The sequence below is a fragment of the Gordonia sp. NPDC003429 genome, assembly GCF_053588575.1.
The window spans coordinates 678,131-700,474 of the sequence record NZ_JBSFQF010000001.1; the positions used below are offsets into that span (position 1 = coordinate 678,131).

Here is a 22,344-nt window from a genome sequence, read left to right on the forward strand (position 1 = left end):
GCTCTATTTGAGTTCGAGCAGAACGGTGCCCTGGGTGACCGCCGCGCCGGCCTCGACGGCCAGGCCGGTGACCACACCGTCCTTGTGCGCGGTCACCGGGTTCTCCATCTTCATGGCCTCCAGGACCACCACCAGATCGCCCGCGGCCACCTGCTTGCCCTCTTCGACAGCGATCTTCACCACGGTGCCCTGCATCGGTGCGGTCACCGCGTCGCCGGAGGCGGCAGCACCGCCACCCTTCTTGCGGGCACGCGGCTTGGGCTTCTTGTGCACGACGCCATGCGCCGCCGACCCGCCGCCACCGAGCGCCAGGTCACCGGGCAGCGACACCTCGACGCGACGTCCACCGACCTCGACGACGACGCTCTGCCGCGGCAGCTCCTCGTCCTCGATGGGCTCGCCACCGGTGTACGGCTCGATCGGGTTGTCCCACTCGGTTTCGATCCACTTGGTGTACACGTCGAACGTCTCGGTGCCGTCGTCGGTGGTCCGCCCGACGAAGGCGGGGTTGGACACGATGTGACGATGGAACGGCAACACCGTGGCCAGGCCCTCGATGCGGTACTCCGACAGCGCGCGGCGGGCGCGTTCGAGCGCCTGCTCGCGGGTCTCGCCGGTGACGATCAGCTTGGCCAGCATCGAATCGAACTGTCCGCCGATCACGCTGCCCTGCTCCACACCGGAATCCACGCGCACACCGGGACCCGCAGGCTCGTGGTAGACGGTCACCGGGCCGGGGGCCGGCAGGAAGTTGCGTCCCGCGTCCTCGCCGTTGATGCGGAACTCGAAGGCGTGCCCGCGGGGTTCGGGGTCGGCGGAGAGCTCCAGCTTCTCGCCGTTGGCGATGCGGAACTGCTGGCGCACCAGGTCGATGCCCGCGGTCTCCTCGGTCACCGGATGCTCCACCTGCAGTCGGGTGTTGACCTCCAGGAACGAGATGAGGCCGTCGGCGCTCACCATGAATTCGACGGTGCCCGCACCGTAGTAGCCGGCCTCGCGGCAGATCGCCTTGGCCGACGAGTGAATGCGCTCACGCTGCTCGGTGGTGAGGAACGGCGCCGGGGCCTCCTCGACGAGCTTCTGGAACCGGCGCTGCAGCGAGCAGTCGCGGGTGCCGGCAACGATCACGTTGCCGTGCTGGTCGGCGATCACCTGTGCCTCGACGTGGCGGGCCTTGTCGAGATAACGCTCGACGAAACACTCACCGCGGCCGAACGCGGCGGTGGCCTCACGGTGCGCCGACTCGTACAGTTCGGGGATCTCCTCGATGGAGTAGGCCACCTTCATGCCGCGACCACCGCCACCGAACGCCGCCTTGATGGCCACCGGGACACCGAACTCCTCGGCGAAGGCCACCACCTCGTCGGCGTCCTTGACCGGGTCCTTGGTGCCCGGGGCCATCGGCGCGTCCGCGCGCAGCGCGATGTGGCGTGCGGTCACCTTGTCGCCGAGGTCGCGGATCGACTGCGGCGACGGACCGATCCAGATCAGCCCGGCGTCGATGACCGCTTGCGCGAAGTCGGCGTTCTCCGACAGGAAGCCGTACCCGGGGTGAACGGCGTTGGCGCCGGACTTGGCGGCCGCGTCGAGAAGCTTGTCGATGGCCAGATACGACTCCGCCGAAGTCTGCCCGCCCAGCGCGAAGGCCTCGTCTGCCAGCCGCACGAACGGCGCGTTCGCGTCGGGTTCCGCATACACCGCGACGCTGGGGATACCTGCGTCACGAGCGGCCCGGATGACGCGGACGGCGATCTCTCCCCGGTTGGCGATGAGGATCTTGCTGATCGTGGGACTGGGCACTTGTTCTCCTGGGGCCTGACTACTGAGCGTGGGTTGTCGGTGGTCCGGGGTTCACCCTAACCCACCGATCAAACGATCGGTGACGGCGAGGGTCACCTCTGAATGCTGAACGTGCTCTCGTCTCCGACCGTGCGCACCAGGTCGACGAAATCCTTCAGATAGCGGCGCACGGGCTGCGTGTCCGGGTCGCTGTCGTCGGCGGGAAAACGCGCGGACAACCGCATCCCCGACGGCGTCCGGTTGATCCAGATGAACACCTCGTCGGGGGAGTAGCTGTGGCTGCGGATGACCCGGGCGCGGCCGGCGTCGGCCGCCGCGGCGCCGGGTGCGTACCGGGTGTCGATAAACGAGATCACAAAGCGCGGTTCGCCCCGGTAGCCCATCAGGCCGGCCACCCGCAGGAACGGCAACGACGCCCCCTGGCGAGCCCGTTTGAGTTCGGTGGTGGCGCGCGCGACCGCCTGATCGAAGGTGGGGGAGTCGGACATGTCCAGACAGAAGGGGGCCACCGCGACGAACCAGCCCAGCGCGGTGAGCCACCGGGATTCGTCACGGGTGTGACGCGGCAGCACACAGCGGAATTCCGAGTCGCCGGTCTGGCCGTGATGGGCCAGCGCGAACGCGGCCAGAACACCGGCGGCCAGCGTGCCGCCCGCCTGCGAGCACACCGCGGTGAACCGGTTGGCCGCGTCGTCGTCGACCACCACCCCCGACACCGATTGCTGCGGCGGGTCGGTGGCCGGGTCGGGTTCGGTACCGGGAACGCGTTCACCGCCGAGGCCGTCATTGAACGGTGGCATGTCGCCTCGGCCCGCCCGCAGAAACGTCGACCACGTGGGCACCGCGGGATGGTCGGCGCCGGTCTGATCGGCCAGTCGGCGTTCCTGCGCGCTGAAGTCGACGTAACTGCCCACCTCGGGTAACTCGACGTCGCGATGGTCGCGCTGCGACTGGTAGAGCGTGACGAGTTCGTGTTGCGCCGTGATCAGCGAGTACCCGTCGACCAGCGAGTGGTCGGCGGCGAACAGCAGGGTGAAGGAATCCTCCCGGCCCACCGTGGCAAACAGGTAGGCCGGCCATTGCAGGGGAGCGGTTGCCCGGTCGAAGGCCCCGGCGACCTGCTCGGTCAGCGGACCGGACTCGTTGTACCAGCCGATCCGGCCCATCTTGAGTCCGACGGTGCCCGGTGCGGTGGTGAGCCGGGTCAGCCCGTCGCCGGTCAGTACGACGTGGCTGCGCAGCACCTCGTGGCGGTCGATCCACGTGAGCAGGGTGGCGCGGATCGCGGGGATCGACAGGGGTTCGTCGAACTCGATCACCAGGCCGAGCCACGACTCGCGGCCGCCCTCGCGCCGGGTACGGGCCCGGTACTCGAACGCCGAGCGCAGATGCTGCTCGTGGTTGTGTGAGGTGAGCCGGGAGTCGCTGTCCCACGCGGCCAGCCCGCCCCGGACCGACGGCACCCATTCGACGAGCCCGCCGGGGGCGATCGGCTCTTCCAGGATCTGCACGAACTTCATCGGCGTGCCGTTCCGGCGGTGCTCACCGGCGCCCGGTCTGTGTGCGCACCTGATTCTTGATGCGGCCGAGCATTCCGGCCATGCCGCGCAGGCGCAGCGGACTGACCGCCGCGTCGAGTCCGAGGTCGTGGTAGAAGTCGCCCGGCACGTCGAGGATGACCTCGGCCGGTTCGCTGTCGAGTCCCTGCGCCAGTATCGACGCGAATCCGCGGGTGGTGGGCGCCTCCCGCGGTGCGCTGAAGAACAGGCGCACCGCCGCGGGGTCGGCGGCGTCGACGGAGAGGAACACCGGCGACTGGCACTCCGGTACCGGTTCCATGGCCTCCTCGTGGAGATACTCGGGCAGCGGGGGTAACTCGCCCGCGAACTCGAGCAGCAGCGTCACCTTGTCCGAATCGCCAAGCGCAGCAAAGTCGTCGACGATCTCGGCGAGGGCCGGTGGAAGGGCGGCCATGGCCGGTTCACCCGGGGGTTTCGCCGGGCGCATCGCCGACGGCGATGGGTACACGGACCGCGTTGCCCCACTCGGTCCACGAGCCGTCGTAGTTGCGGACGTTGGTGAAACCGAGCAGATGCGTCAGGACGAACCAGGTGTGACTCGACCGCTCACCGATACGGCAGTAGGCGATGGTGGCGGTGGCGGGATCGAGGCCGTCGTAGATCTCGTCGAGTTCGGCCCGCGGGCGGAAACGCCCGTCGGATCGGACCGTCTTGGCCCAGGGGATGGAGACCGCGGTGGGGATGTGTCCGCCGCGCAGCGCGCCCTCCTCGGGATAGTCGGGCATGTGGGTGCGTTCGCCGGTGTACTCCTGCGGCGAACGGACGTCGACGAGCGGTTCGGAACCCAGCGCGGCGCGAACCTCGTCGGCGAAGATCCGGATCCGTGAATCGTCACGTTCGACGACCGGGTAATCGCTGCGCGGATATTCGGGGACGTCGAAGGAGGTGTCGCGGTCCTCCGACATCCACGCGTCGCGCCCGCCGTCGAGCAGCCGCACGTCCTCGTGCCCGAACAGGGTGAACACCCACAGCGCGTACGCGGCCCACCAGTTGCTCTTGTCGCCGTAGATCACCACGGTGTCGTCGCGCTCGATTCCCTTGCTGCGCATCAGTTCTGCGAACTGCTCACCGTTGATGTAGTCCCGCGTGACCGGATCGTTGAGGTGCAGGTGCCAGTCGATCTTCTGTGCCGTCGGGATGTGACCGATGTCGTAGAGCAGCACATCCTCGTCGGACTCGACGATCTTGAGACCCTTGGCGCCCAGGTGCGCCGACAACCACTGGGTGGTCACCAGACGCTCGGGATGCGCGTACTCGGCGAATGCCGGATTCGGGTCGGTTTCAACACTCACGGTCAGTTCTCCAGCTCCCATTGGGCTCGATGCGGCGCGGTGGACCGGCGTTGGTCCTTCAACAGCGTAGTCGAGATCGCGTCATTCATTCGTCGGCCGTCGATTCGGTCGGGCCGCGGCCGTTGGTAGATTTCCCCGCATGATCCGACCCGCGCCCGACAGGTGCCCGTCGCAGTGCCTCCGTGCGGCCGTCGTGGTCGTGGCCCTCGCCGCGGTACTCGCCGTGGCTGCGTGCTCGTCGTCGTCCCCGCGCAACGGCGAGCCCACCGAGACCACCACGGCCACGGCGACCCGGACCGGTTCGGCACCGACCACCACCGAGACCAGCTCACCCACGGCCACCACCCCCGGTGGATCGCCGGAACCGGGCACGGCCGCGGTGCCGGGCGCCTGCACGCCGTCGGTGTGCCCGATGCTCTCGGCGCCGTCGGAGAGCCTGATGACCGGAAGGGTCACGGCGGCGAACGCGCCGCAGACCGTTCCGGGCTACATCGGTTCGGTGCTCGACGACCTCGACGACACCTGGGGGGCGTGGTTCACGGGTCTGCGGTGGGGTCAGCCGCAGCCGGGTCGGGTACTGGTGAAGCAGGGCCGGGAGTTCTTGTCGCAGTGCACGAATGCCGATGGCGCCCGCGAACTGGTACAGGCCGACACCCCCAACGCCTTCTTCTGCCCGCTCGACACCGCGACCACCGGCGCCGGGCAACGCCGGCAGGGCGCGGTGGTGTTGCCGGTGTCGACGTTCGTCGACATCTGGAACGGTCGGCTGCTGGGCAGTTCGGGGGCGTTCCTCGGTGAGTTCACCGCGGCCACCGTCATCGCACACGAGTACGGCCACAACGTGGTGTACCGCATCGCCAAATCCGGCGGGGTGCCCGCCGCCGACCTACCGCACGGGGACAACGACGAGCTGATCGCCGATTGTCTCGCCGGCAACTGGGCGGCCACGGTACTCAAACGTAACCAGCTCTCGATTCCCGACATCGTGCAGGCGGTGGCGCTGCTCGGCCAGATCGGCGACGCGAGGTCGGGTGAGGGTCACGGCACCAGCCCGCAGCGCATCGCGGCGATCAGCCTCGGGTTCGCCGGACCGAGCTACAACCGGCAGGGACAGCCGATCGACTGTCTGCACCGCTACTGGCCCGAAGTGTTCGCCTGAGCTCTGCCGCGCGCGGTGGCGTCAGGGGCGCCAGAGGTCGGCGACGGCGATGCCCAGCCGAGCGAGCAGATGCCGCACGGTGGGCAGGCCGATGCCGATGACCGACGACGGGTCGCCCTCGATCCCGTCGATGAACCAGCCGCCGAGCCCGTCGAGGGTGAAGGCGCCGGCCACCTCGAGTGGTTCGCCGGTGGCCACGTAGGCCTCGATCTCCGCGTCGGACACGTGGCCGAAACGGATGATCGTCGACGCTGTGTCGTGGGTGCGCCCGACGACGTCGAGACCCGACACCCGCATCGCACAGTGACCGGTGAGCAGTTCGCCGTCGGTCCCGCGCACCCGTTTCCACTGGGCGATCGCGGCGTCGGCGGTGTGTGGTTTGCCCGAGAGCGTGCCCCGATGCAGCAGCATCGAGTCGCAGGTCAGGATCACCACGTCGGGCAGTCCGGATACGTCGGGGGCCGCGGCCCGTTCGGCGAGGACCGTCGCGACCACCGCGTCGGCCTTGGCGTCGGCGAGGCGGGCCACCGCGTCACCGGGGTCGGCGCCGACGAGTTCGGTGAGCAGCGCGTCCTCGTCGACGTCGGAGACCAGGACGCGCGGGGCGAGACCGGCGTGTCGCAGCACCGACAGACGGGCTGGTGACGCCGACCCGAGGATGACCTCGATGTGTGAGGTCACCAGCGTCCGCGGAGGAATCCGGTCGAGGCCGGCCAGGCCGAACGCAGATTGTCCTCGATGCGTCCCCAGTCGTCGCGGGGACCGGCGTCGTGATGCGGGGCCGGGCCACCGCCGGCGGCGGTCAGCACCGCGACCAGCGCGGCGATGTCCTCGTCGGTGGGGTTGCCCGAGACGATCCGCAGCATCGGACGGGAATCGTCGCTGCCGTTCGTGGTGGGGTCTGCGTCACCCGTGTTCCCCGTGCTCACAGCGGGATGTTCCCGTGCTTCTTGGGCGGCACGCTGACCACCTTGCGTTCGAGCAGCCGCAGCGCGGTGGCGATCTGGCCGCGGGTGTGGCTCGGCGGGATCACGGCGTCGACGTAACCGCGTTCGGCGGCGACGTACGGGTTCACCAGGGTGTCCTCGTACTCCTCCTGCAGTTGCAGGCGCAGCGCGTCGACGTCTTCTCCGGTGGTCGCGGCTTCCAGCAGCCGATGCCGGTAGACGAATCCGACGGCGCCGGACGCGCCCATCACGGCGATCTGCGCGGTGGGCCAGGCCAGGTTGACGTCGGCACCCATGTGCTTGGAACCCATCACGTCGTAGGCGCCGCCGTAGGCCTTGCGAGTGATCACGGTGATCTTGCCGACCGTGGCCTCTCCGTAGGCGTAGAGCAGTTTGGCGCCGCGCCGGATGATGCCGTTGTATTCCTGGTCGGTGCCGGGGAGGAAGCCGGGCACGTCGACGAGGGTGACGATCGGGACGTTGAACGCGTCGCACGTGCGCACGAAGCGTGCGGCCTTCTCCGATGCGTTGATGTCGAGGCAACCGGCGAACTGGGTTGGCTGGTTGGCCACGATGCCGACGCTGCGGCCGTCGACCCTGCCGAAACCGATGATGATGTTGGTGGCCCGTTCGGCCTGGACCTCGAGGAATTCGCCGTCGTCGACGATGTGCTCGATCACCTCGTGCATGTCGTAGGGCTGATTGGCCGAGTCGGGGATCAACGTGTCGAGTTCGAGGTCCTCCTCGGTGAGGGTGTCCTCGATCGACCCGGCGGCGGGCTGATCCACCGGCAGGCGCGGCGGGTCGGCGCGGTTGTTGCTGGGCAGATAGCCGAGGAGGTCCTTCACGTAGTCGAGGGCGTCCTCCTCGTCGGAGCCGACATAGTGCGCCACACCCGATTTCGTCATGTGGGTGGTGGCGCCGCCGAGGTCTTCCATCGTGACGTCCTCGCCGGTGACCGTCTTGATCACGTCGGGCCCGGTGACGAACATCTGGCTGGTCTGGTCGACCATCACGGTGAAGTCGGTGAGCGCGGGGGAGTAGACGTGCCCGCCCGCGGCGGGACCCATGATGAGGGAGATCTGCGGGATGACGCCCGACGCGCGGACGTTGCGGTAGAAGATCTCGCCGTAGAGACCGAGGGAGACCACGCCCTCCTGGATACGGGCGCCCGCGCCTTCGTTGATGCCGATCAGCGGGCGTCCGGTTTTGATCGCGAGGTCCATGACCTTGACGATCTTCTCGCCGTACACCTCGCCGAGGCTGCCGCCGAACACGGTGACGTCCTGGGAGAAGATGCACACCTCGCGGCCGTCGATGGTGCCGTAGCCGGTGACCACGCCGTCGCCGAGCGGACGACGGTCGGCCAGACCGAAATTGGTGCTGCGATGCCGGGCCAGCGCGTCGAGTTCGACGAACGACCCCTCGTCGAGCAGGTAGGTGATGCGCTCATGCGCGGTGAGCTTGCCCTTGGCGTGGATCTTGTCCACCGCTGCCTCGCCGACCGGATACCGCGCTTCGGCCAGTCGTTGCCGCAGGTCGTCGAGCTTTCCGGCGGTGGTGTGGATGTCGGGCGCGGCCCCGGAATCTGACGAAGCAGTGGTCATGGGAGTCGATGCTATCGAGAGTGCTGTGATGCACGTCAACCGGCCGCGTGCAGGCGGTGACGTTCTAGGCTCGCACCATGACCGCCGAGGCACCGGATACGCACGACGTCGAACGCAGGATCGGCTCGCTCCTCGATGAGGCCGGGGTGCGCCGCTGGGGGCCGATCGAGGTGGTGGCGTCCACCGGGTCGACCAACGCCGACCTCGCCGCGCGGGCACTCGAGCCCGGGATCGTGGGCACCGTCCGGATCACCACCGATCAGGTGGCCGGGCGGGGGCGGCACGCACGGGTGTGGAGCGCTCCCGCGGGCGGGCAACTGGCGATTTCCGTCGTGCTCGATTCCGGTGCGGACACCGCGAAGCTCGGCTGGTTGTCGCTGGCCACCGGCGTCGCCGCGGCCACGGCCATCGACCGTGCCACCGGGGTGCGTCCGGTGCTGAAGTGGCCCAACGACGTGCTCGTCGGAGAGAAGAAGGTCGCCGGCATCCTCGCCGAGTTCACACCTGCCGCCGACGGTGGCGTGGTGGTGGTGGGGATCGGGATCAACACGAACATGTCGGCCGCGGAGCTGCCGGTGCCCACCGCGACGAGTCTGCTCGAGGAGACAGGTGCACCGGTGGACCCCGCAGCGCTGGCCGCGGCATACCTGACGGCGTTGGCGGCGCAGCCGTGGCCCGACGACATCGCCGGGGTCGCTGCGCGTTACCGGGAACGCTGCGACACCCTCGGCAGGCAGATCACGCTGCAACTCCCGGGCGGCGAGGTTCTCGAGGGCACTGCCGCCGATGTCGACGAGCAGGGACGCATCGTGGTGCAGCGGCCCGACGGCGCTCGGGTCACCGCCGCCGCCGGGGACGTGCTGCACCTGCGCCGGGCCCGGTAGCCGGGTGGCCCGGTGGCGCCGGCGGTTGGCCCGGTGGCCGGTCGCGCTGCCGAGGCCCGAACACTCAGCGGCGCTTGCTCTTCTCGCCCATGGCCGGGATCAGCGAGATCAGTGGCAGGCCGATGATCAGATGCATCACCGCCGTCCCGATGCCGGTGGAGATCTGCGCGGAGAGCACCAGCGGGATGACCACCGCTGCCGCGATCAACAGGCCCACGATCCAGACGTAGAACTGGTTGGGTGACGGCGTGATCAGCTGCAGCACGTACCAGAGTGCGCCGGCGGCCAGCGCGCACACGAAGCCGGTGACCGCGAACCAGATCTCGTCCTGTGCCACCGGATTCCACACACCCAGGTTCCCGGCTTCGTTGACGCGCTGGGCGATGGCCCGGATCACCCACGCGGCGAGCCAGGCCGCCAGGCCCGTCACCACGCCGGTCATCACCACGCCGCCGGTGAACATGCCCGGATTGATGTCGGGGCCGATGCGCTTGCGCGCGGGCTGCTGGGTTCCGGGCTGCTGATACTCGGGCTGCTGGTACTGGGGCTGCTGGTATGCCCGCTCGGTGTACGACGATCCTTCCGGGGGCTGGCTGTAGGCACGCGATTCCGGGGCGTAGCCGGGCTCGTACCTGGCGGTGCGGGGATCCCTCGGGTCGCGGGGGTCGCGGTAGCTCATGCAGTCTCCTGACCTTTGACGCGGCTATGCGGGCGAGTGTACTCAGCGTGTCCACCGCCACGGTCGCGTCGGCGGCGTGCGACGTTTCACCCGGTCGGGGGCGGATATGCTGACATCCATGCCCTACCCACGGGAGAACCTCGCGCCGGGTGAGCGCGTGGTGCTGCATCGACATCCGCATTGGAAGCGGTTGATCGGGCCGTTTCTGCTGTTCATCGTGGCGACCGCCGTGGCCGGGGCGCTGTGCGGGGTCATCGGTTCGGCGGGCTTCGACCCGACCGTCGCCATGGTGGCCTACATCGCGGTCGCGGTGCTCTGGGGGGCCTGCCTGGTGTGGTTCTTCGTGCGTCCGCTCATGTCGTGGACGTCGACGCATTTCGTGCTCACCGACCGGCGGGTGATCTACCGCAACGGCATCGTCACCCGATCGGGCATCGACATCCCGATCCGCCGGATCAACACCGTCGAGTTCCGTCACGGGCTGGTTGACCGCCTGTTCCGCACCGGCACGCTGATCATCGAGTCGGCGTCGGACGAACCGCTGTCCTTCGACGACATCCCGCGGGTGCAGCGGGTACACGCCATGCTCTACCACGAGGTCCTCGACGATCGCGACGACGACGAGTATGGCAACAGGGAGAATCCGATGCCCTCCGACACGAGACTGGAAGCCGACCGATGACAGATGTACTGCTCGCCGAGGATGACGCGGCGATCGCCGAACCGCTCGCCCGCGCATTGGCGCGTGAGGGCTACGGCTGCGACGTGGTGGGAACCGGCGGCGAGGCGCTGGGGCAGGCACTCGATCACCGCTACGAACTGCTGATCCTCGACCTCGGGCTACCGGAGATGGACGGGCTCGAGGTATGTCGCCGGATACGCGTGGAGCGCCCCGAGCTGGCGGTGCTGATGCTCACCGCACGCACCGACGAGGTGGACTTCGTGGTGGGACTCGACGCCGGCGCCGACGACTACGTGGGAAAACCGTTCCGGCTGGCCGAGTTGCTGGCGCGGGTGCGTGCCCTGCTGCGCCGCCGCCAGGGGGTGGACGTGGTGCTCGACGGGGGCGACATCCAGCTCGACGCGCGCGGTCGGCGGGTGCTGATCAACGGCCAGGACATCGTGCTGGCCAACCGCGAGTTCGATCTGCTGCGGTTCCTGATGGAGCGTGCCGGGCAGGTGGTGTCGCGCGACGAGATCCTGACCGAGGTGTGGGGGTCGGCGGACCTGCGCTCGTCGAAGACCCTCGACATGCACATCTCGTGGCTGCGGCGAAAGATCGGCGACGACCGCCGTGATCGCCCGCGCCACATCGTGACCGTGCGCGGCGTCGGATTCCGGTTCGACTCGTAGCCGCCCGAGTCCCACCGATACGCTCCCATGCGCCGCCGAGTCCTCTACACGATGATCGCCATGCTCCTGGCGGTCGGAGCGTTGCTGGGTGTACCGCTGAGCGTCGTCGCATGGTGGTGGGTGGCCGACAGTGCTCATCAGACTCTCGATTCGCGTCTGAAGGTGATTTCCGATCAGGTGATCCGGCAGTCGCAGGCCGACGATCGGATCGACCCCGCGGTGATCGACAGCGAATCGCTGCGCCTGCTGCTTCCCGAGGACGGCCGGCTCACACTGCGTTACGCCACCGACGGCGGTGTGCGCTCCCGATCGATCGGCGCACAGATCGATGGACCCGCGATGACCGACTCCATCGGACTCGGTAACGCGGGCACCCTGATCCTGGAGATCCCGCTCAATTCGGTTCGCAGCGATCAGCTGGCCGCGATCGGCATCGTGTCGATCGTGGTGGCCGGATCGGTGGCGGCGGGCACGGTGGTGGCGGCGGTGACGGCCGGACGGATCGCCGACCCGGTCACCGACCTGGCCGACCGGGCCGCGGCGATGGCGCGCGGTGACTTCCGGACACAGTGGAAGTCCTACGGCATCAACGAACTCGACCGGTTGTCGCGGGCTCTCGGCGACGCCAACACCGAGATCGCCCTGAGACTCGAGCGTGAGGGGCAGATCGTCGGCGACGTGTCGCATCAGATCCGGAGCAGGCTCACGGCCATCCAGCTGCGGCTCGACGAGCTTTCGTTGCACGACGATCCGGCCGTGGTTGCCGAGGCTGAGGCCGCGCTCGGACAGGTGGAGCGGCTCGCGAAGGAGCTCGACGATCTGGTGTCGGCCTCCCGGGACGAGCCGTCCGAACCCGAGCGCGTCGACGTGGCCGGGCTGGTGGAGACGCTTGCAGGCGATTTCTCCCAGTCGTTCGAGAATGCCGGGCGCGTGTTGACCACGTCCTTCTCGGGAGGTGGGGTGGCGCGCAGTGCCGGACCGGGCAGGCTACGGGAGGCGGTGAGCGTCCTCGTCGACAACGCACTGCAGCACGGGACCGGGCAATGCCGGATCGCGGTGAGCGACCTCAAGGGAGACATGCTCCGGATCACGGTGTCCGACGAGGGGCCGGGCGTCTCCGACGACGAGGCGTCTGTCATCTTTCGCCGCGGCTTCTCGGGTGGTCTCGGCAGCGGGGTGGGACTGTCGTTGGCGCGCGCTCTGATCGAGGCCGACGGTGGTCGACTCGAACTCACCTCGCGACGACCGCCGGTGTTCGCCATCGTGGTGCCGACCGCACGTGAGGGTGTCGTCGACGGCAGCAGCGGTGACACCGGCGAAGCGTCGGGCGGTCCACGGGCGGTCGACGCCCCGCCGAACGTCAGGCGTGACCGAGTTCCTCATCGTTGAGTTCGTCCTCGGTGGGATGCAGGTCGGTGGAACCGGCCTCACCCCCGCTGAGCTGTTCGACCGGGAAGGCGAACTTCCGCAGGGCCCAGAACCGGAACGCCATCTGCAGGATGTTGCCGATGAGGAAGCCCAGGATGAAGTCGACGACCGCCAGTTGCAGGGGATCGAGGTTGGAACGTAGGTCGAACACGTTGTTGGCCAGCCACAGCGGTGCGGCGGCCAGTAGGACGCCGATGCCGCTGATGAAGAAGAACAGGAACGCTTCGTGGTGACGTTCGCGCCCGCCGCGGTTCTTGAACGCCCACTCGCGATTGAGGATGTAACTCAGGATCACCGCGAGCGTTCCGGAGATGATGCGCGCGACGACCGGTTTGTTGCCGAGCACCGAGAAGGTGAGGGCGTAGAAGATCACCAGGTCGAACACGAACGTCGTGCCGCCGACGAGGGCGAATTTGATGAGTTCATGGTGCTTCATCAATCGGAGGCGGATCGGCTCCGGAAGGCGAGCTACCGCGTCATCGATGAAAGGCACAAGATCTGAGTGTACAAACCCGATCTGATCGCCCGGCGGCGGTCGGATATGCGACTGACGAGTCGGACATGCCACGATGGACCGCGTGACTTCGCGAGATGCACCGACCTGGTCGGAGACCGGCGTGCCCACAGTGACGATGATCGGTGGCGGGCAGCTCGCGCGGATGACACATCAGGCCGCCATCGCGCTCGGCCAGTGTCTGCGGGTTCTCGCGGCCTCTGCGGACGATCCGGCCGCGCAGGTCAGTGCGGACGTGGTGGTGGGATCTCACGACGACATCGGTGACCTGCGTGCGGCCGCCGCGGGAGCGACGGCATTCACCTTCGACCATGAGGGCGTTCCGCTGCAACATCTGCAGACCCTCGAGTCCGAGGGCGTGGCGGTACGGCCACCGTCGGCGGCCCTGCACTTCGCCCAGGACAAGCTCGCGATGCGGGTTCGGCTCGCCGAGTTGGGGTTGCCGGTGCCCGATTTCGCCGATCTCGCCGCCGATCTTGGTGTGGCGCGGGCCCGTTTGATCGAATTCGGTGAACGCCACGACTGGGCGGTGGTGCTCAAGGCGATCCGCGGTGGTTACGACGGTCGGGGCGTGTGGATCGTCGACAACCGGGATGCGGCGATGGCGGTCTTCGACGCACAGTTCGACGCCGGCGCCGATCTCATCGTCGAGCAGAAGGTCGAGATGCGGCGCGAATTGTCGGCGATGATCGCGCGGTCGCCGTTCGGTCAGGGAGCCGCGTGGCCGGTGGTGGAGACGGTGCAGCGCAAAGGCCAGTGTGCGGTGGTGATCGCGCCTGCGCCGGGACTCGACGGCGAGGTGGCCGAACGTGCCGAACAGATGGCCTTGCGGCTCGCGGCGGAACTCGGGGTGGTCGGCGTCATGGCGATGGAGTTGTTCGAGACCACCGATGGGGATCTCCTGGTCAACGAGCTCGCGATGCGGCCGCACAACAGTGGTCACTGGACGATGGACGGTGCGGTGACCTCGCAGTTCGAGCAGCATTTGCGTGCTGTTCTCGACTATCCGCTGGGGGCCACGGCGGCGCGTGCGCCGGTGACGGTGATGGCGAACATTCTCGGGGCCGAGCAGGCGCCGGAGATGTCGATGGACGAGCGCTTGCATCACCTGATGGCGCGCATGCCCGACGCGAAGGTTCACCTCTACGGCAAGGGGGAGCGGGCCGACCGCAAGATCGGACATGTCAACATCGTCGGAGGCTTGGGCGACTCGGTGGAATCGACCCGGGAACGCGCGGAACGCGCCGCGCATTGGATGTCACACGCGCACTGGACCGATGGATGGGACCCACACTCATGAGCGACGCTGAGCGTTTCGATTCGGGGGAGCACGCAGATTCGGGCGAGCACGCCGACGGTGGTGTAGACCACGATGCCGGGCCTACCGAGGTCGTCTCGGACGAGGTGAGCGCGGCCGAGAAGAATGCAAGCGAGACGAATGCGGCCGAGACCAGCCCTGCTGGGACGATGCCGGTCCGGAACAGGGCGCGGGTCGGCCTGATCATGGGCAGCGACTCCGACTGGCCGACGATGGAAGCCGCCGCCGAGGCGCTCGCCGAGTTCGATGTGCCGTTCGAGGTGGGCGTGGTGTCGGCCCATCGCACCCCGCAGCGCATGCTCGACTACGCGAAGAGTGCCGCCGGAGAGGGAATCGAGGTGATCATCGCCGGCGCGGGCGGTGCGGCGCACCTTCCGGGCATGGTGGCGTCGGCAACCCCGTTGCCGGTGATCGGGGTGCCGGTGCCGTTGCGGTACCTGGACGGAATGGACTCGCTGCTGTCGATTGTGCAGATGCCCGCCGGTGTTCCCGTGGCCACCGTCTCGATCGGTGGTGCCCGCAACGCGGGACTGCTCGCCGTTCGTATCCTCGCATCGGCCGATCCGAGGCTCCGCGCTCGAATGGAGGAGTTCCAACAGAGCCTCGAGAGGCTGGTGCTGGACAAGGACGCGGTGTTGCGCGAACGGTTGCTCGGCGGTAGCTGAGAGATCCTGGCGTCGACCGGTCCGTCGAGTCCGGTCTCAGGGTACCGATTCGGCCGGGACGAGGGTGGCGATCAACGCCCAATCGGCCAGCATCGCCGACACACGTGCTCCCTTGGCGAGGTCGGGGGAATCAGCAGGAATGATGCTGGGGCGAATGAGTTTGTAGTGCTTGCCTTTTCGGATCACTCCCGCTGATGCCGCAGCGAGCGTGTTACGTACCCAGTCGGTATCGGCCCCGTAGTTCAGCACGATCGAGATCTTCTGGTCGGGAACGCTCCCGCTCACCCACGCGAGGACCGGCGTGGAGTAGGCCTTGCCCGACGTGCGTCCGGTGTGTTCGATCATCGCCCAGGGCGCCAGTCGCGGAGCCCACTGGCGTTGGATCGGGTTGGCGACGACCTTGTTGAAGCGGGCGAGCGTGCGCGGCAACTGCATGCAGCCACTGTGCCTCACCGCCCACTTCATCGTCGAGCGTGCCCACTTCATCGTCGAGCGTGCCCACTTCATCGTCGAGCGTGCCCAGATCCGAGTTGAGCGTGCCTGCGGGTGGTTTCGACAAGCTCAACCAGCGGTCAGGGACTCAACCAGCGGTCAGGGCTCAACCAGCGGTCAGGGACTTAAGCAGCGGTCAGGACTCAACCAGCGGTCAGGTACTCGAGCAGCGGTCACGGCTCGACCAGTGCGGTCGCCCGACCAAGGAGGCGACACACATTCGACGAGTATCTGGGCACGCTCGACCCCGATGTGGGCACGCTCGACCCCGATGCGGGCACGCTCGACCCCGATGTGGGCACGCTCGACGGACGGGTGGGCACGCTCGACCCCGATGTGGGCACGCTCGACCCCGATGTGGGCACGTTCGACGCCGATGTGGGCACGCTCGACGGGCGGGTGGGCACGCTCGACTCGGTTGTGGGCACGCTCGACTCGGTTGTGGGCACGCTCGACTCGGTTGTGGGCACGCTCGACCTGTGCTCGGAGCCCCGCGGGCATCAGCCCAGAACGACGTCCGCCTTCTCCGCGGCGGCCCGCGCGGCGAGGTCGGTGGTGTCGGCGGGTGCCACCCAGACCAGGCTGGCGCCCACACTGAGCGGGGCCAGCAGGTTCGCGACGACGCCGTCGTGGGTGTGCCACTCGCGGGTGGAGAACACACGACTTCCCGGCGCGATACCCGAATCCGCGGCGGCGGCACGGGCATCGGCCACAATCTCACGCCCGGTCCGGCCATCGAATGCGGCTCCGGCGTACCGCAGTCCGGGGTACTGATCGCCGTGCACCCGGACCGCCGACGCATAGTCGCCGACGCCCACCGGCAGATCACGGACGCCCAGCGCGAACGGATCGAGCGAAGCCACCAGCACCTCGTCGGCGTCGGGGTACCGATCGAGTCGTTCACGGCTGGTCAGCACCACCACGGCCTCGTCGGCATCGTCACCGTCGAGCTGCACCTGAGCCCCCGACCACCACGCACCCAGCAGGATTCCAGCGGTCTGCCAGTGTTCAGGAAGATCGACGACGACGAGATCGCCTGGGAGCACACCGATCTCGGCCACCAGGAAGTTCGCGGTCTTGGCTGCCCAGTTGCCGAGCGTCGCCGCCGACAACTCGGTACGTTCACCGGTCCGATCGTCGTAGAAGGTGAGAAGCGGCCGCGTCCAGTCGGTGACCGTGGCGAACAAGTCATCGGTCAGGGTGTCGCCGGCCATCAGTTCACGCAGACCGGTCCGTCGGTGCCTGCCGTGATCGGCGGCGCATTGTTCCCCACGCGCTCGCTGGCGGGCGTGTTGTCGGCCTGCGTTCCGGTGTCCGAGATCGATCCGGGGCCGTCGAAGGTGTTGGTCAGCAACAGTTTCAGCTGATGTTCGGGCAGTGAGGGGTCGGCCACCACACGCATCCCGCCGAGATCGCGGGACAGCAGCAGCGCACCGGCGTCGTCGGCGGAGCGTGCGTAGATCGCCGAATCCTGGATGTTGGCGGGTGTGCTGCTGGTCTTACCGGCCTGGAAACCCTTGTTGGTCAATATGTTCGACACGTTGCCGGCAAGTCCGTCGATGGTGCCGGCGTTGTTCACATCCACCTTGTAATCGCTGCGCTGGGTGGGAGCGTCCGGACGCTGCCCATCGAGCAGTTTGGTGGTGAATGCCTGTACCGCATTGGGGTCCACGGTCACCACGCTCTGCTGACCATCCTCGCTCCAGCCCTGCTCGTCGACCACCGGGATCGTGGCGAACTTGACCCGGCCGCCCGAGAGGTCTTTGAGCTGCTCGGCGAATTGGACGATGTCCCAGTCGTTGTCGATCACCACAGATCGCGACACCGCGTTCTCGAGGTCGCCGAGTTTGGAGGGATCGGTGAGCGTGTGCGCGGAGAGGATCTTCTGCGTCAACGACGCCATGTACACCTGTTGGCGCGTGATGCGGTCGAGGTCACCGCGCGGCAGATCATGGCGCTGCCGAACGAAACTCAGAGCCTGCGGCCCGTTGAGGGTTTGACGCCCGGCCCGGAACTTGGCACCCGAGAGCGGTTCGTCCACCGGCTCCTTCAGGCACACATCCACCCCGCCGACGGCCTTTGTCAGGAGGGCGAAGCCGAGCAATCCCACCTCGGCGTAGTGGTCGACGTGCACCCCGGTCAGATCCCCAACGGTGTCGATCAGGGCCTTGCGGCCGGCGAGGGTGCCTTCGCGCTCGGCCTCCGGCTCGCTCTTGCCCGCTTCCACCGCGCGGCGGCGAACGCCCTCCCGAGTGGTTCCGTAGGCCGCATTGATCTTGGACTTGCCGATTCCGGGCACCTCGACATATGAGTCGCGCGGGATCGAGATCGCCGTCGCCGACGATCCGTCGTTGGGGATGCGGATCAGCAGGATGGTGTCTGTGCTGGTGGATACGTCGTCGCCGGCACGCAGCCAGCGCAACTCCTGCTCCGACAGCGGATTGCCCTTCGCGTCGGTGCGTGAATCCATTCCCACCAAGAGAATGTCGACGGCCCCGTCGTCGGCGCCACCGAGGCCCAGTCCGGCGAGCTGGGTGATGCTGTTGGAGAGCCCGTTCATGCTCTTCCACGCGTAACCCGTGCACAGCAGCACGGCGACGGAGACCAGCGCCACCAGGCCGCGTCCCCAGGTCTTACGCGAGTCGAACCCGCCGAGGGACAGCCGACCGCGACGCCCCGGGGGTGCCGGCGGCGCAGTGGCGCCCGCCGTGTCGGCATCGGGCGACGCCGGTGGCGCCTCCCGCCGAGCAGCCGTCGGCTGAGCAGGCGTCGGCTGAGCAGTTGTGGACCGAGCAGGCTTGGTCCGGGGTTTCCCGGCCTTCTGCCGCCCGTCGCGGGTGTGGATCTCACCCGACGTGCGCTGTTTCGACGCCCGCCCGGGCCGCGCGGCCGGTCGCGTGGCGTCGGCGTCGACGGGCCGTGGCCGCTGCCCGGACTCGCGCTGCGACTGCGCCGGCCCACGCTGCTGCTGCGCAGACCCACGCTGTGCCGACCCACGCTGCGCAGACCCACGCTGTTCTGTCCCGCGCGCCGATTCCCCCCGTGCGCTCGTCTCGACACGGGGCTGCTGTTTGCGGGCCCGCGGAGTGGTCTCGTCCGGTCGCGGCTGTGCGCGCCGCGCACGCGGGGATGATCCCTGGTCACGACCGTCGGCCGCCGGTGGACGCCGACGTCGCGCGGCGTGGGGCTCGTCGCCGCGCGGAACGCCGGGTCGGCGTCGCGCGCCTTCGGGTCGAGACTCCACGGGTGGGTGATCCTTTGCGTTCGTCGAAGCCTGGCAGCACCGGCGGTGAAAGCCGGGCACCCACCGGCGTCGCGTTGCCGACGGGACACATGAGCATGCCGTTGTTCGAGTGGTGGCCGTTACTGATGTTGTTGTTCTGACGCCAGGCTACTGAAGTGAACAAAGAATCCACCGACGCAACGCCGACACCCGACCAGACGGCCCGACCAGACGACGCGGCATCGGTCACATCACAGCGCTCGGCGAGCGATCGCAGGTGCGGTACGGCACGATGTGCACATGCACGAGTCGGCCACCGGGGGGTCAGCGTTTCCCGTGGGCAGGCTCTGGGTGGTGGGAGCGGCAGGTCAGGTGGGATCCGCCCTGCTCAACGACCCACGCCCCGGATGGGAGATCGTCCCTCTCACCTCCGCGGACATCGACATCACCGACGCCGCGTCGGTACGTACCGCACTCGCTGACCTGGCGCGCGGCGACGTGCTGATCAACTGTGCCGCCTACACCAACGTCGACGGCGCCGAATCCGACCCCGAGGGCGCCGCTCTGGTCAACGCAATCGGACCGGGGCACCTTGCCACCCGCACCGCGGGAGTGGGGGCGTGGCTGATCCACATCTCCACCGACTACGTCTTCGGTGGTGCCGCCGCGGGCGGGCGCAGCGAAGATGCGCCGGAAATGCAGGTCAGGACCACCCCGTACGAGCCGGATGACGTGGACCTCACGGTCACCCCCGACACCGTCTACGGGGCCACCAAACTCGACGGCGAACTCGCCGCCCGTGCCGCCGACCCCCACACCACCGTGGTACGCACCGCGTGGGTCTACACCGGTGGTCCCGGCAGCCGCGACTTCGTCGGCACCATGCGCCGCCTCGAATCCGAGCGGGACGTCATCAGCGTCGTCGACGACCAAACCGGGTCGCCCACCTATGCACGTGACCTTGCCGCCGGTCTGTGGGAGCTCGCCGCACGCGCAGGCGACGAAACCGTCACCGGACGCGTCCTGCACGCCACCAACACGGGCGCGGCGACCTGGTTCGAGGTGGCGCGTGCGGTGTTCGCCGAACTGGGCGCCGACCCCGCCCGTGTCCATCCGGTGACCACCGACGAGTTCCCGCGGCCGGCACCGCGGCCGGCCTATTCGGTGCTCTCGCCCGCGGCGTGGACGTCGGCCGGATTGACGCCGCTGCGCGACTGGCGCGAGGCGTTGGCCGCCGCGGTGGCCCACGACGCCGTCGAGACCGGATGACGCGGCCCGGAGCGGTGCACGGCGACGTGCAGACGGTTGGTTACCCTGACCGAATGACGTCCCAGCTGGCCGTGGTCACGGTCACCTACTGGTCCGGCGGATACCTCGAGACCTTCCTGAAGAGCCTCGAGCACGCCAGCTGCGCGCTTCCGCCCGTGGTGATCGCCGACAACGGCTCCGGCGACGGCGCCCCGGAGGCCGCCGCCCGCGACCATGCGAACGTCCGGGTGATCGACACCGGCGGCAACCTCGGATACGGGGGCGGCATCAACCGCGCCGTCGCCGAACTCGACCCGGACATCGACCTCGTGGTGATCGCCAACCCCGACGTGGAATGGCAGCCGGGCGCGATCGACGAACTCGTCGCCGCGGCCGCGAGATGGCCGCGGGCAGGATCGCTGGGACCGCTGATCCGGGAACCCGACGGTTCGGTCTACCCGTCGGCGCGTCGTGTCCCCGACCTGGTGTCGGGCACCGGCCACGCCGTGCTCGGCTCGATCTGGAAATCCAACCCGTGGACGGCCACCTATCGGGCCGACGACGTGGCGCCCAGCGAGCGGCCGGTCGGCTGGCTGTCGGGTTCGTGCCTGCTGGTCCGCCGGGAGGCGTTCGACGCGATCGGTGGCTTCGACGAGCGGTATTTCATGTACATGGAAGACGTCGACCTCGGCGACCGGCTCGGCAAGGCCGGATGGCTCAACGTCTATGTGCCCGGAGCAGAGGTGGTGCACACCAAGGGGCACAGCGCCGGACGTGAACCCGAGTCGATGCTGCCCGCGCACCACCGCAGTGCCTACCGGTTCCAGGCCGACCGCAATCCCGGATTGCTGCGCGCCCCGCTGCGATTGGCGTTGCGTGCGGGACTCGCGGCGCGCTCGTGGCTCGCCGTGCGCGCTGCCCGCCGATCGACCGACCGCACCGTCCACTGACCACCGAAGAGGAGCCCTACGTGACCGGATTCAACGTCCCGGCGACGCACACACCTGCCGCGCAACCTTCCGTCGACGTCGACATGTCGCAGGTGCAGGCGGTGGTCCTCGTCGGCGGTAAGGGCACCCGACTGCGGCCACTGACCCTGTCGGCGCCCAAACCGATGCTGCCCGTCGCCGGTCTGCCGTTCCTCACCCACCTGCTGTCGCGGATTCGCGCGTCGGGCATCCGCGACGTGATCCTGGGGACCTCGTTCAAGGCCAACGTGTTCTCCGAGTACTACGGCGACGGCTCCAAACTCGATATGCGACTGCGCTACGTCACCGAGGACGAACCACTCGGCACCGGCGGCGGAATCCGCAACGTGCTCGACGAGCTCACCGCACCCGACATCGTGGTGTTCAACGGAGATGTGCTGTCGGGCACCGACATCCAGCAGGTCGTCGCCACCCACAAGAACACCGAGGCAGACGTCACGCTGCACCTGGTGCGCGTCGGCGACCCGCGCGCCTTCGGTTCGGTGCCCACCGACGACGAGGGCCGCGTCACCGCGTTCCTGGAGAAGACCCAGGATCCGCCCACCGACCAGATCAACGCGGGTACCTATGTGTTCAAACGGGAGATCATCGAGATGATCCCCGCGGGTCGTGAGGTGTCGGTGGAACGCGAGGTGTTCCCCAAACTCCTCGCGGAGGGCAGACGCGTTCAGGCCTACGTCGACAACACGTACTGGCGCGACATGGGCACCCCCGAGGATTTCGTTCGCGGGTCGGCCGACCTCGTGCGCGGGATCGCGCCGTCGCCCGCGCTCGGTGACCGCCACGGGGAATCGCTGGTCCATGAGGGAGCGGGCGTGGGACCCGGTGCGGTCCTCATCGGCGGCACCGTCGTCGGCCGCGGCGGCGAGATCGGTCCGCGGGCACGGCTCGACGGGGCGGTGATCTTCGACGGCGCAGTCATCGAGGCCGGCGCGGTGGTGGAACGCAGCATCGTCGGCTTCGGTGCGCGCATCGGCCCCCGGGCGCTCATCCGCGACACCGTGATCGGCGACGGAGCCGAGGTGGGCGCGCGCTGCGAACTGTTGCGTGGTGCCCGGGTGTGGCCCGGCGTGCAGCTTCCCGACGGTGGGGTGCGGTTCTCCACCGACGTCTGATTCTGCCGGCCAGGCGGTTGACCGGGACCGCGCGGGGATCAGGTGCGGGCG

Annotated in this window: 23 protein-coding genes; 10 read left to right on the forward strand and 13 right to left on the reverse strand. The window is 68.5% G+C overall.

Annotation, left to right across the window (positions count from 1 at the left end):
- Positions 1-3 precede the first annotated feature (3 nt).
- The 4 genes from ACWDSI_RS03105 to ACWDSI_RS03120 all read right to left on the reverse strand — a co-directional run bounded on the left by ACWDSI_RS03105 (position 4) and on the right by ACWDSI_RS03120 (position 4,672).
- Positions 4-1,800, reverse strand: coding sequence for an acetyl/propionyl/methylcrotonyl-CoA carboxylase subunit alpha (locus tag ACWDSI_RS03105; protein WP_449755629.1), 1,797 nt, complete (start codon positions 1,798-1,800; stop codon positions 4-6).
- A gap of 92 nt (positions 1,801-1,892) precedes the next feature.
- Positions 1,893-3,320 (reverse strand): condensation domain-containing protein, encoded by a 1,428-nt coding sequence (locus tag ACWDSI_RS03110; protein WP_449746042.1) that lies wholly within the window; start codon positions 3,318-3,320, stop codon positions 1,893-1,895.
- Between the two features lie 22 nt (positions 3,321-3,342).
- The gene (locus tag ACWDSI_RS03115; protein ID WP_449746041.1) at positions 3,343-3,774 is read right to left on the reverse strand and encodes a SufE family protein; all 432 of its coding nucleotides are present in this window, start codon (positions 3,772-3,774) and stop codon (positions 3,343-3,345) included.
- A gap of 7 nt (positions 3,775-3,781) precedes the next feature.
- On the reverse strand, positions 3,782-4,672 hold the full coding sequence (locus tag ACWDSI_RS03120) for a sulfurtransferase (RefSeq protein WP_449746040.1): 891 nt from the start codon (positions 4,670-4,672) through the stop codon (positions 3,782-3,784).
- A gap of 139 nt (positions 4,673-4,811) precedes the next feature.
- On the opposite strand from ACWDSI_RS03120, the gene ACWDSI_RS03125 reads away from it, so the two are divergent.
- Positions 4,812-5,831, forward strand: a complete 1,020-nt coding sequence (locus ACWDSI_RS03125) for a neutral zinc metallopeptidase (RefSeq protein WP_449746039.1) — start codon at positions 4,812-4,814, stop codon at positions 5,829-5,831.
- A gap of 21 nt (positions 5,832-5,852) precedes the next feature.
- Here ACWDSI_RS03125 and ACWDSI_RS03130 read toward each other — a convergent pair whose 3' ends face one another.
- The 3 genes from ACWDSI_RS03130 to ACWDSI_RS03140 are packed head-to-tail and all read right to left on the reverse strand — an operon-like array spanning position 5,853 to position 8,385.
- Positions 5,853-6,512 carry a Maf family protein gene (locus tag ACWDSI_RS03130; RefSeq protein ID WP_449746038.1) on the reverse strand — a complete coding sequence of 220 codons (660 nt, stop codon included), beginning with the start codon at positions 6,510-6,512 and terminating at the stop codon, positions 5,853-5,855.
- Entirely contained in the window at positions 6,509-6,760 is a 252-nt protein-coding gene (locus ACWDSI_RS03135) for an acyl-CoA carboxylase epsilon subunit (protein WP_449746037.1), read from the reverse strand. The genes ACWDSI_RS03130 and ACWDSI_RS03135 overlap by 4 nt, the downstream gene beginning before the upstream one ends.
- Positions 6,757-8,385 carry an acyl-CoA carboxylase subunit beta gene (locus ACWDSI_RS03140; protein WP_449746036.1) on the reverse strand — a complete coding sequence of 543 codons (1,629 nt, stop codon included), beginning with the start codon at positions 8,383-8,385 and terminating at the stop codon, positions 6,757-6,759. The genes ACWDSI_RS03135 and ACWDSI_RS03140 overlap by 4 nt, the downstream gene beginning before the upstream one ends.
- A 77-nt stretch (positions 8,386-8,462) precedes the next feature.
- Between ACWDSI_RS03140 and ACWDSI_RS03145 the strand changes: the two genes are divergently transcribed.
- Positions 8,463-9,269 (forward strand): biotin--[acetyl-CoA-carboxylase] ligase, encoded by an 807-nt coding sequence (locus tag ACWDSI_RS03145; protein WP_449746035.1) that lies wholly within the window; start codon positions 8,463-8,465, stop codon positions 9,267-9,269.
- 64 nt (positions 9,270-9,333) lie between these two features.
- Here the strand turns inward: ACWDSI_RS03145 and ACWDSI_RS03150 are convergent, their stop codons facing one another.
- Positions 9,334-9,948, reverse strand: coding sequence for a DUF6069 family protein (locus ACWDSI_RS03150; RefSeq protein WP_449746034.1), 615 nt, complete (start codon positions 9,946-9,948; stop codon positions 9,334-9,336).
- A gap of 118 nt (positions 9,949-10,066) precedes the next feature.
- Here ACWDSI_RS03150 and ACWDSI_RS03155 point away from each other — a divergent pair, with 118 nt between their 5' ends.
- From ACWDSI_RS03155 to ACWDSI_RS03165, 3 genes are read left to right on the forward strand one after another with little or no spacing between them, the layout of a single operon-like run.
- Entirely contained in the window at positions 10,067-10,630 is a 564-nt protein-coding gene (locus ACWDSI_RS03155; protein WP_449746033.1) for a PH domain-containing protein, read from the forward strand.
- Positions 10,627-11,301 carry a response regulator transcription factor gene (locus ACWDSI_RS03160; RefSeq protein ID WP_449746032.1) on the forward strand — a complete coding sequence of 225 codons (675 nt, stop codon included), beginning with the start codon at positions 10,627-10,629 and terminating at the stop codon, positions 11,299-11,301. Before ACWDSI_RS03155 ends, ACWDSI_RS03160 begins: the two co-directional genes overlap by 4 nt.
- A 27-nt stretch (positions 11,302-11,328) precedes the next feature.
- On the forward strand, positions 11,329-12,690 hold the full coding sequence (locus tag ACWDSI_RS03165) for a sensor histidine kinase (RefSeq protein ID WP_449746031.1): 1,362 nt from the start codon (positions 11,329-11,331) through the stop codon (positions 12,688-12,690).
- On the opposite strand, the gene ACWDSI_RS03170 is transcribed toward ACWDSI_RS03165, so the two are convergent.
- Complete coding sequence (locus tag ACWDSI_RS03170) at positions 12,662-13,222, reverse strand: GtrA family protein (protein ID WP_449755630.1); 561 nt, start codon at positions 13,220-13,222, stop codon at positions 12,662-12,664. The two genes, ACWDSI_RS03165 and ACWDSI_RS03170, sit on opposite strands and share 29 nt — an antisense overlap.
- A gap of 76 nt (positions 13,223-13,298) precedes the next feature.
- On the opposite strand from ACWDSI_RS03170, the gene ACWDSI_RS03175 reads away from it, so the two are divergent.
- Positions 13,299-14,543, forward strand: a complete 1,245-nt coding sequence (locus ACWDSI_RS03175; protein ID WP_449755631.1) for a 5-(carboxyamino)imidazole ribonucleotide synthase — start codon at positions 13,299-13,301, stop codon at positions 14,541-14,543.
- 167 nt (positions 14,544-14,710) lie between these two features.
- Positions 14,711-15,226: a 5-(carboxyamino)imidazole ribonucleotide mutase gene (gene purE, locus ACWDSI_RS03180; protein ID WP_449746231.1), complete on the forward strand. Its 516-nt coding sequence runs from the start codon at positions 14,711-14,713 to the stop codon at positions 15,224-15,226.
- A gap of 36 nt (positions 15,227-15,262) precedes the next feature.
- Here the strand turns inward: purE and ACWDSI_RS03185 are convergent, their stop codons facing one another.
- The 4 genes from ACWDSI_RS03185 to ACWDSI_RS03200 form a co-directional block, all read right to left on the reverse strand.
- Positions 15,263-15,661 carry a nitroreductase family deazaflavin-dependent oxidoreductase gene (locus tag ACWDSI_RS03185; RefSeq protein WP_449755632.1) on the reverse strand — a complete coding sequence of 133 codons (399 nt, stop codon included), beginning with the start codon at positions 15,659-15,661 and terminating at the stop codon, positions 15,263-15,265.
- A 230-nt stretch (positions 15,662-15,891) separates the two neighbouring features.
- On the reverse strand, positions 15,892-16,188 hold the full coding sequence (locus ACWDSI_RS03190) for a hypothetical protein (RefSeq protein ID WP_449755633.1): 297 nt from the start codon (positions 16,186-16,188) through the stop codon (positions 15,892-15,894).
- A gap of 30 nt (positions 16,189-16,218) precedes the next feature.
- A complete protein-coding gene (locus ACWDSI_RS03195) occupies positions 16,219-16,932 on the reverse strand; it encodes a TIGR03089 family protein (RefSeq protein WP_449755634.1) in 714 nt (237 codons plus the stop codon).
- On the reverse strand, positions 16,932-18,962 hold the full coding sequence (locus tag ACWDSI_RS03200; RefSeq protein WP_449755635.1) for an LCP family glycopolymer transferase: 2,031 nt from the start codon (positions 18,960-18,962) through the stop codon (positions 16,932-16,934). The genes ACWDSI_RS03195 and ACWDSI_RS03200 overlap by 1 nt, the downstream gene beginning before the upstream one ends.
- A gap of 279 nt (positions 18,963-19,241) precedes the next feature.
- On the opposite strand from ACWDSI_RS03200, the gene rfbD reads away from it, so the two are divergent.
- From rfbD to ACWDSI_RS03215, 3 genes are all read left to right on the forward strand, one after another.
- Positions 19,242-20,210, forward strand: a complete 969-nt coding sequence (rfbD, locus tag ACWDSI_RS03205; RefSeq protein ID WP_449755636.1) for a dTDP-4-dehydrorhamnose reductase — start codon at positions 19,242-19,244, stop codon at positions 20,208-20,210.
- Between the two features lie 53 nt (positions 20,211-20,263).
- Positions 20,264-21,139 carry a glycosyltransferase family 2 protein gene (locus ACWDSI_RS03210; protein ID WP_449755637.1) on the forward strand — a complete coding sequence of 292 codons (876 nt, stop codon included), beginning with the start codon at positions 20,264-20,266 and terminating at the stop codon, positions 21,137-21,139.
- Between the two features lie 83 nt (positions 21,140-21,222).
- Entirely contained in the window at positions 21,223-22,293 is a 1,071-nt protein-coding gene (locus ACWDSI_RS03215) for a sugar phosphate nucleotidyltransferase (protein WP_449746230.1), read from the forward strand.
- Positions 22,294-22,344 lie beyond the last annotated feature (51 nt).

What these genes read in the sequence shown, in the direction of transcription:
- ACWDSI_RS03110 (WP_449746042.1), bottom strand. Translation starts at nt 3,320, where the DNA reads ATGAAGTTCGTGCAGATCCTGGAAGAGCCGATCGCCCCCGGCGGGCTC.
- ACWDSI_RS03115 (WP_449746041.1), bottom strand. Translation starts at nt 3,774, where the DNA reads ATGGCCGCCCTTCCACCGGCCCTCGCCGAGATCGTCGACGACTTTGCT.
- ACWDSI_RS03125 (WP_449746039.1), top strand. Translation starts at nt 4,812, where the DNA reads ATGATCCGACCCGCGCCCGACAGGTGCCCGTCGCAGTGCCTCCGTGCG.
- ACWDSI_RS03140 (WP_449746036.1), bottom strand. Translation starts at nt 8,385, where the DNA reads ATGACCACTGCTTCGTCAGATTCCGGGGCCGCGCCCGACATCCACACC.
- ACWDSI_RS03145 (WP_449746035.1), top strand. Translation starts at nt 8,463, where the DNA reads ATGACCGCCGAGGCACCGGATACGCACGACGTCGAACGCAGGATCGGC.
- ACWDSI_RS03150 (WP_449746034.1), bottom strand. Translation starts at nt 9,948, where the DNA reads ATGAGCTACCGCGACCCCCGCGACCCGAGGGATCCCCGCACCGCCAGG.
- ACWDSI_RS03155 (WP_449746033.1), top strand. Translation starts at nt 10,067, where the DNA reads ATGCCCTACCCACGGGAGAACCTCGCGCCGGGTGAGCGCGTGGTGCTG.
- ACWDSI_RS03160 (WP_449746032.1), top strand. Translation starts at nt 10,627, where the DNA reads ATGACAGATGTACTGCTCGCCGAGGATGACGCGGCGATCGCCGAACCG.
- ACWDSI_RS03165 (WP_449746031.1), top strand. Translation starts at nt 11,329, where the DNA reads ATGCGCCGCCGAGTCCTCTACACGATGATCGCCATGCTCCTGGCGGTC.
- ACWDSI_RS03175 (WP_449755631.1), top strand. Translation starts at nt 13,299, where the DNA reads ATGGACCGCGTGACTTCGCGAGATGCACCGACCTGGTCGGAGACCGGC.
- purE (WP_449746231.1), top strand. Translation starts at nt 14,711, where the DNA reads ATGCCGGTCCGGAACAGGGCGCGGGTCGGCCTGATCATGGGCAGCGAC.
- ACWDSI_RS03185 (WP_449755632.1), bottom strand. Translation starts at nt 15,661, where the DNA reads ATGCAGTTGCCGCGCACGCTCGCCCGCTTCAACAAGGTCGTCGCCAAC.
- ACWDSI_RS03195 (WP_449755634.1), bottom strand. Translation starts at nt 16,932, where the DNA reads ATGGCCGGCGACACCCTGACCGATGACTTGTTCGCCACGGTCACCGAC.
- rfbD (WP_449755636.1), top strand. Translation starts at nt 19,242, where the DNA reads ATGCACGAGTCGGCCACCGGGGGGTCAGCGTTTCCCGTGGGCAGGCTC.
- ACWDSI_RS03210 (WP_449755637.1), top strand. Translation starts at nt 20,264, where the DNA reads ATGACGTCCCAGCTGGCCGTGGTCACGGTCACCTACTGGTCCGGCGGA.
- ACWDSI_RS03215 (WP_449746230.1), top strand. Translation starts at nt 21,223, where the DNA reads ATGTCGCAGGTGCAGGCGGTGGTCCTCGTCGGCGGTAAGGGCACCCGA.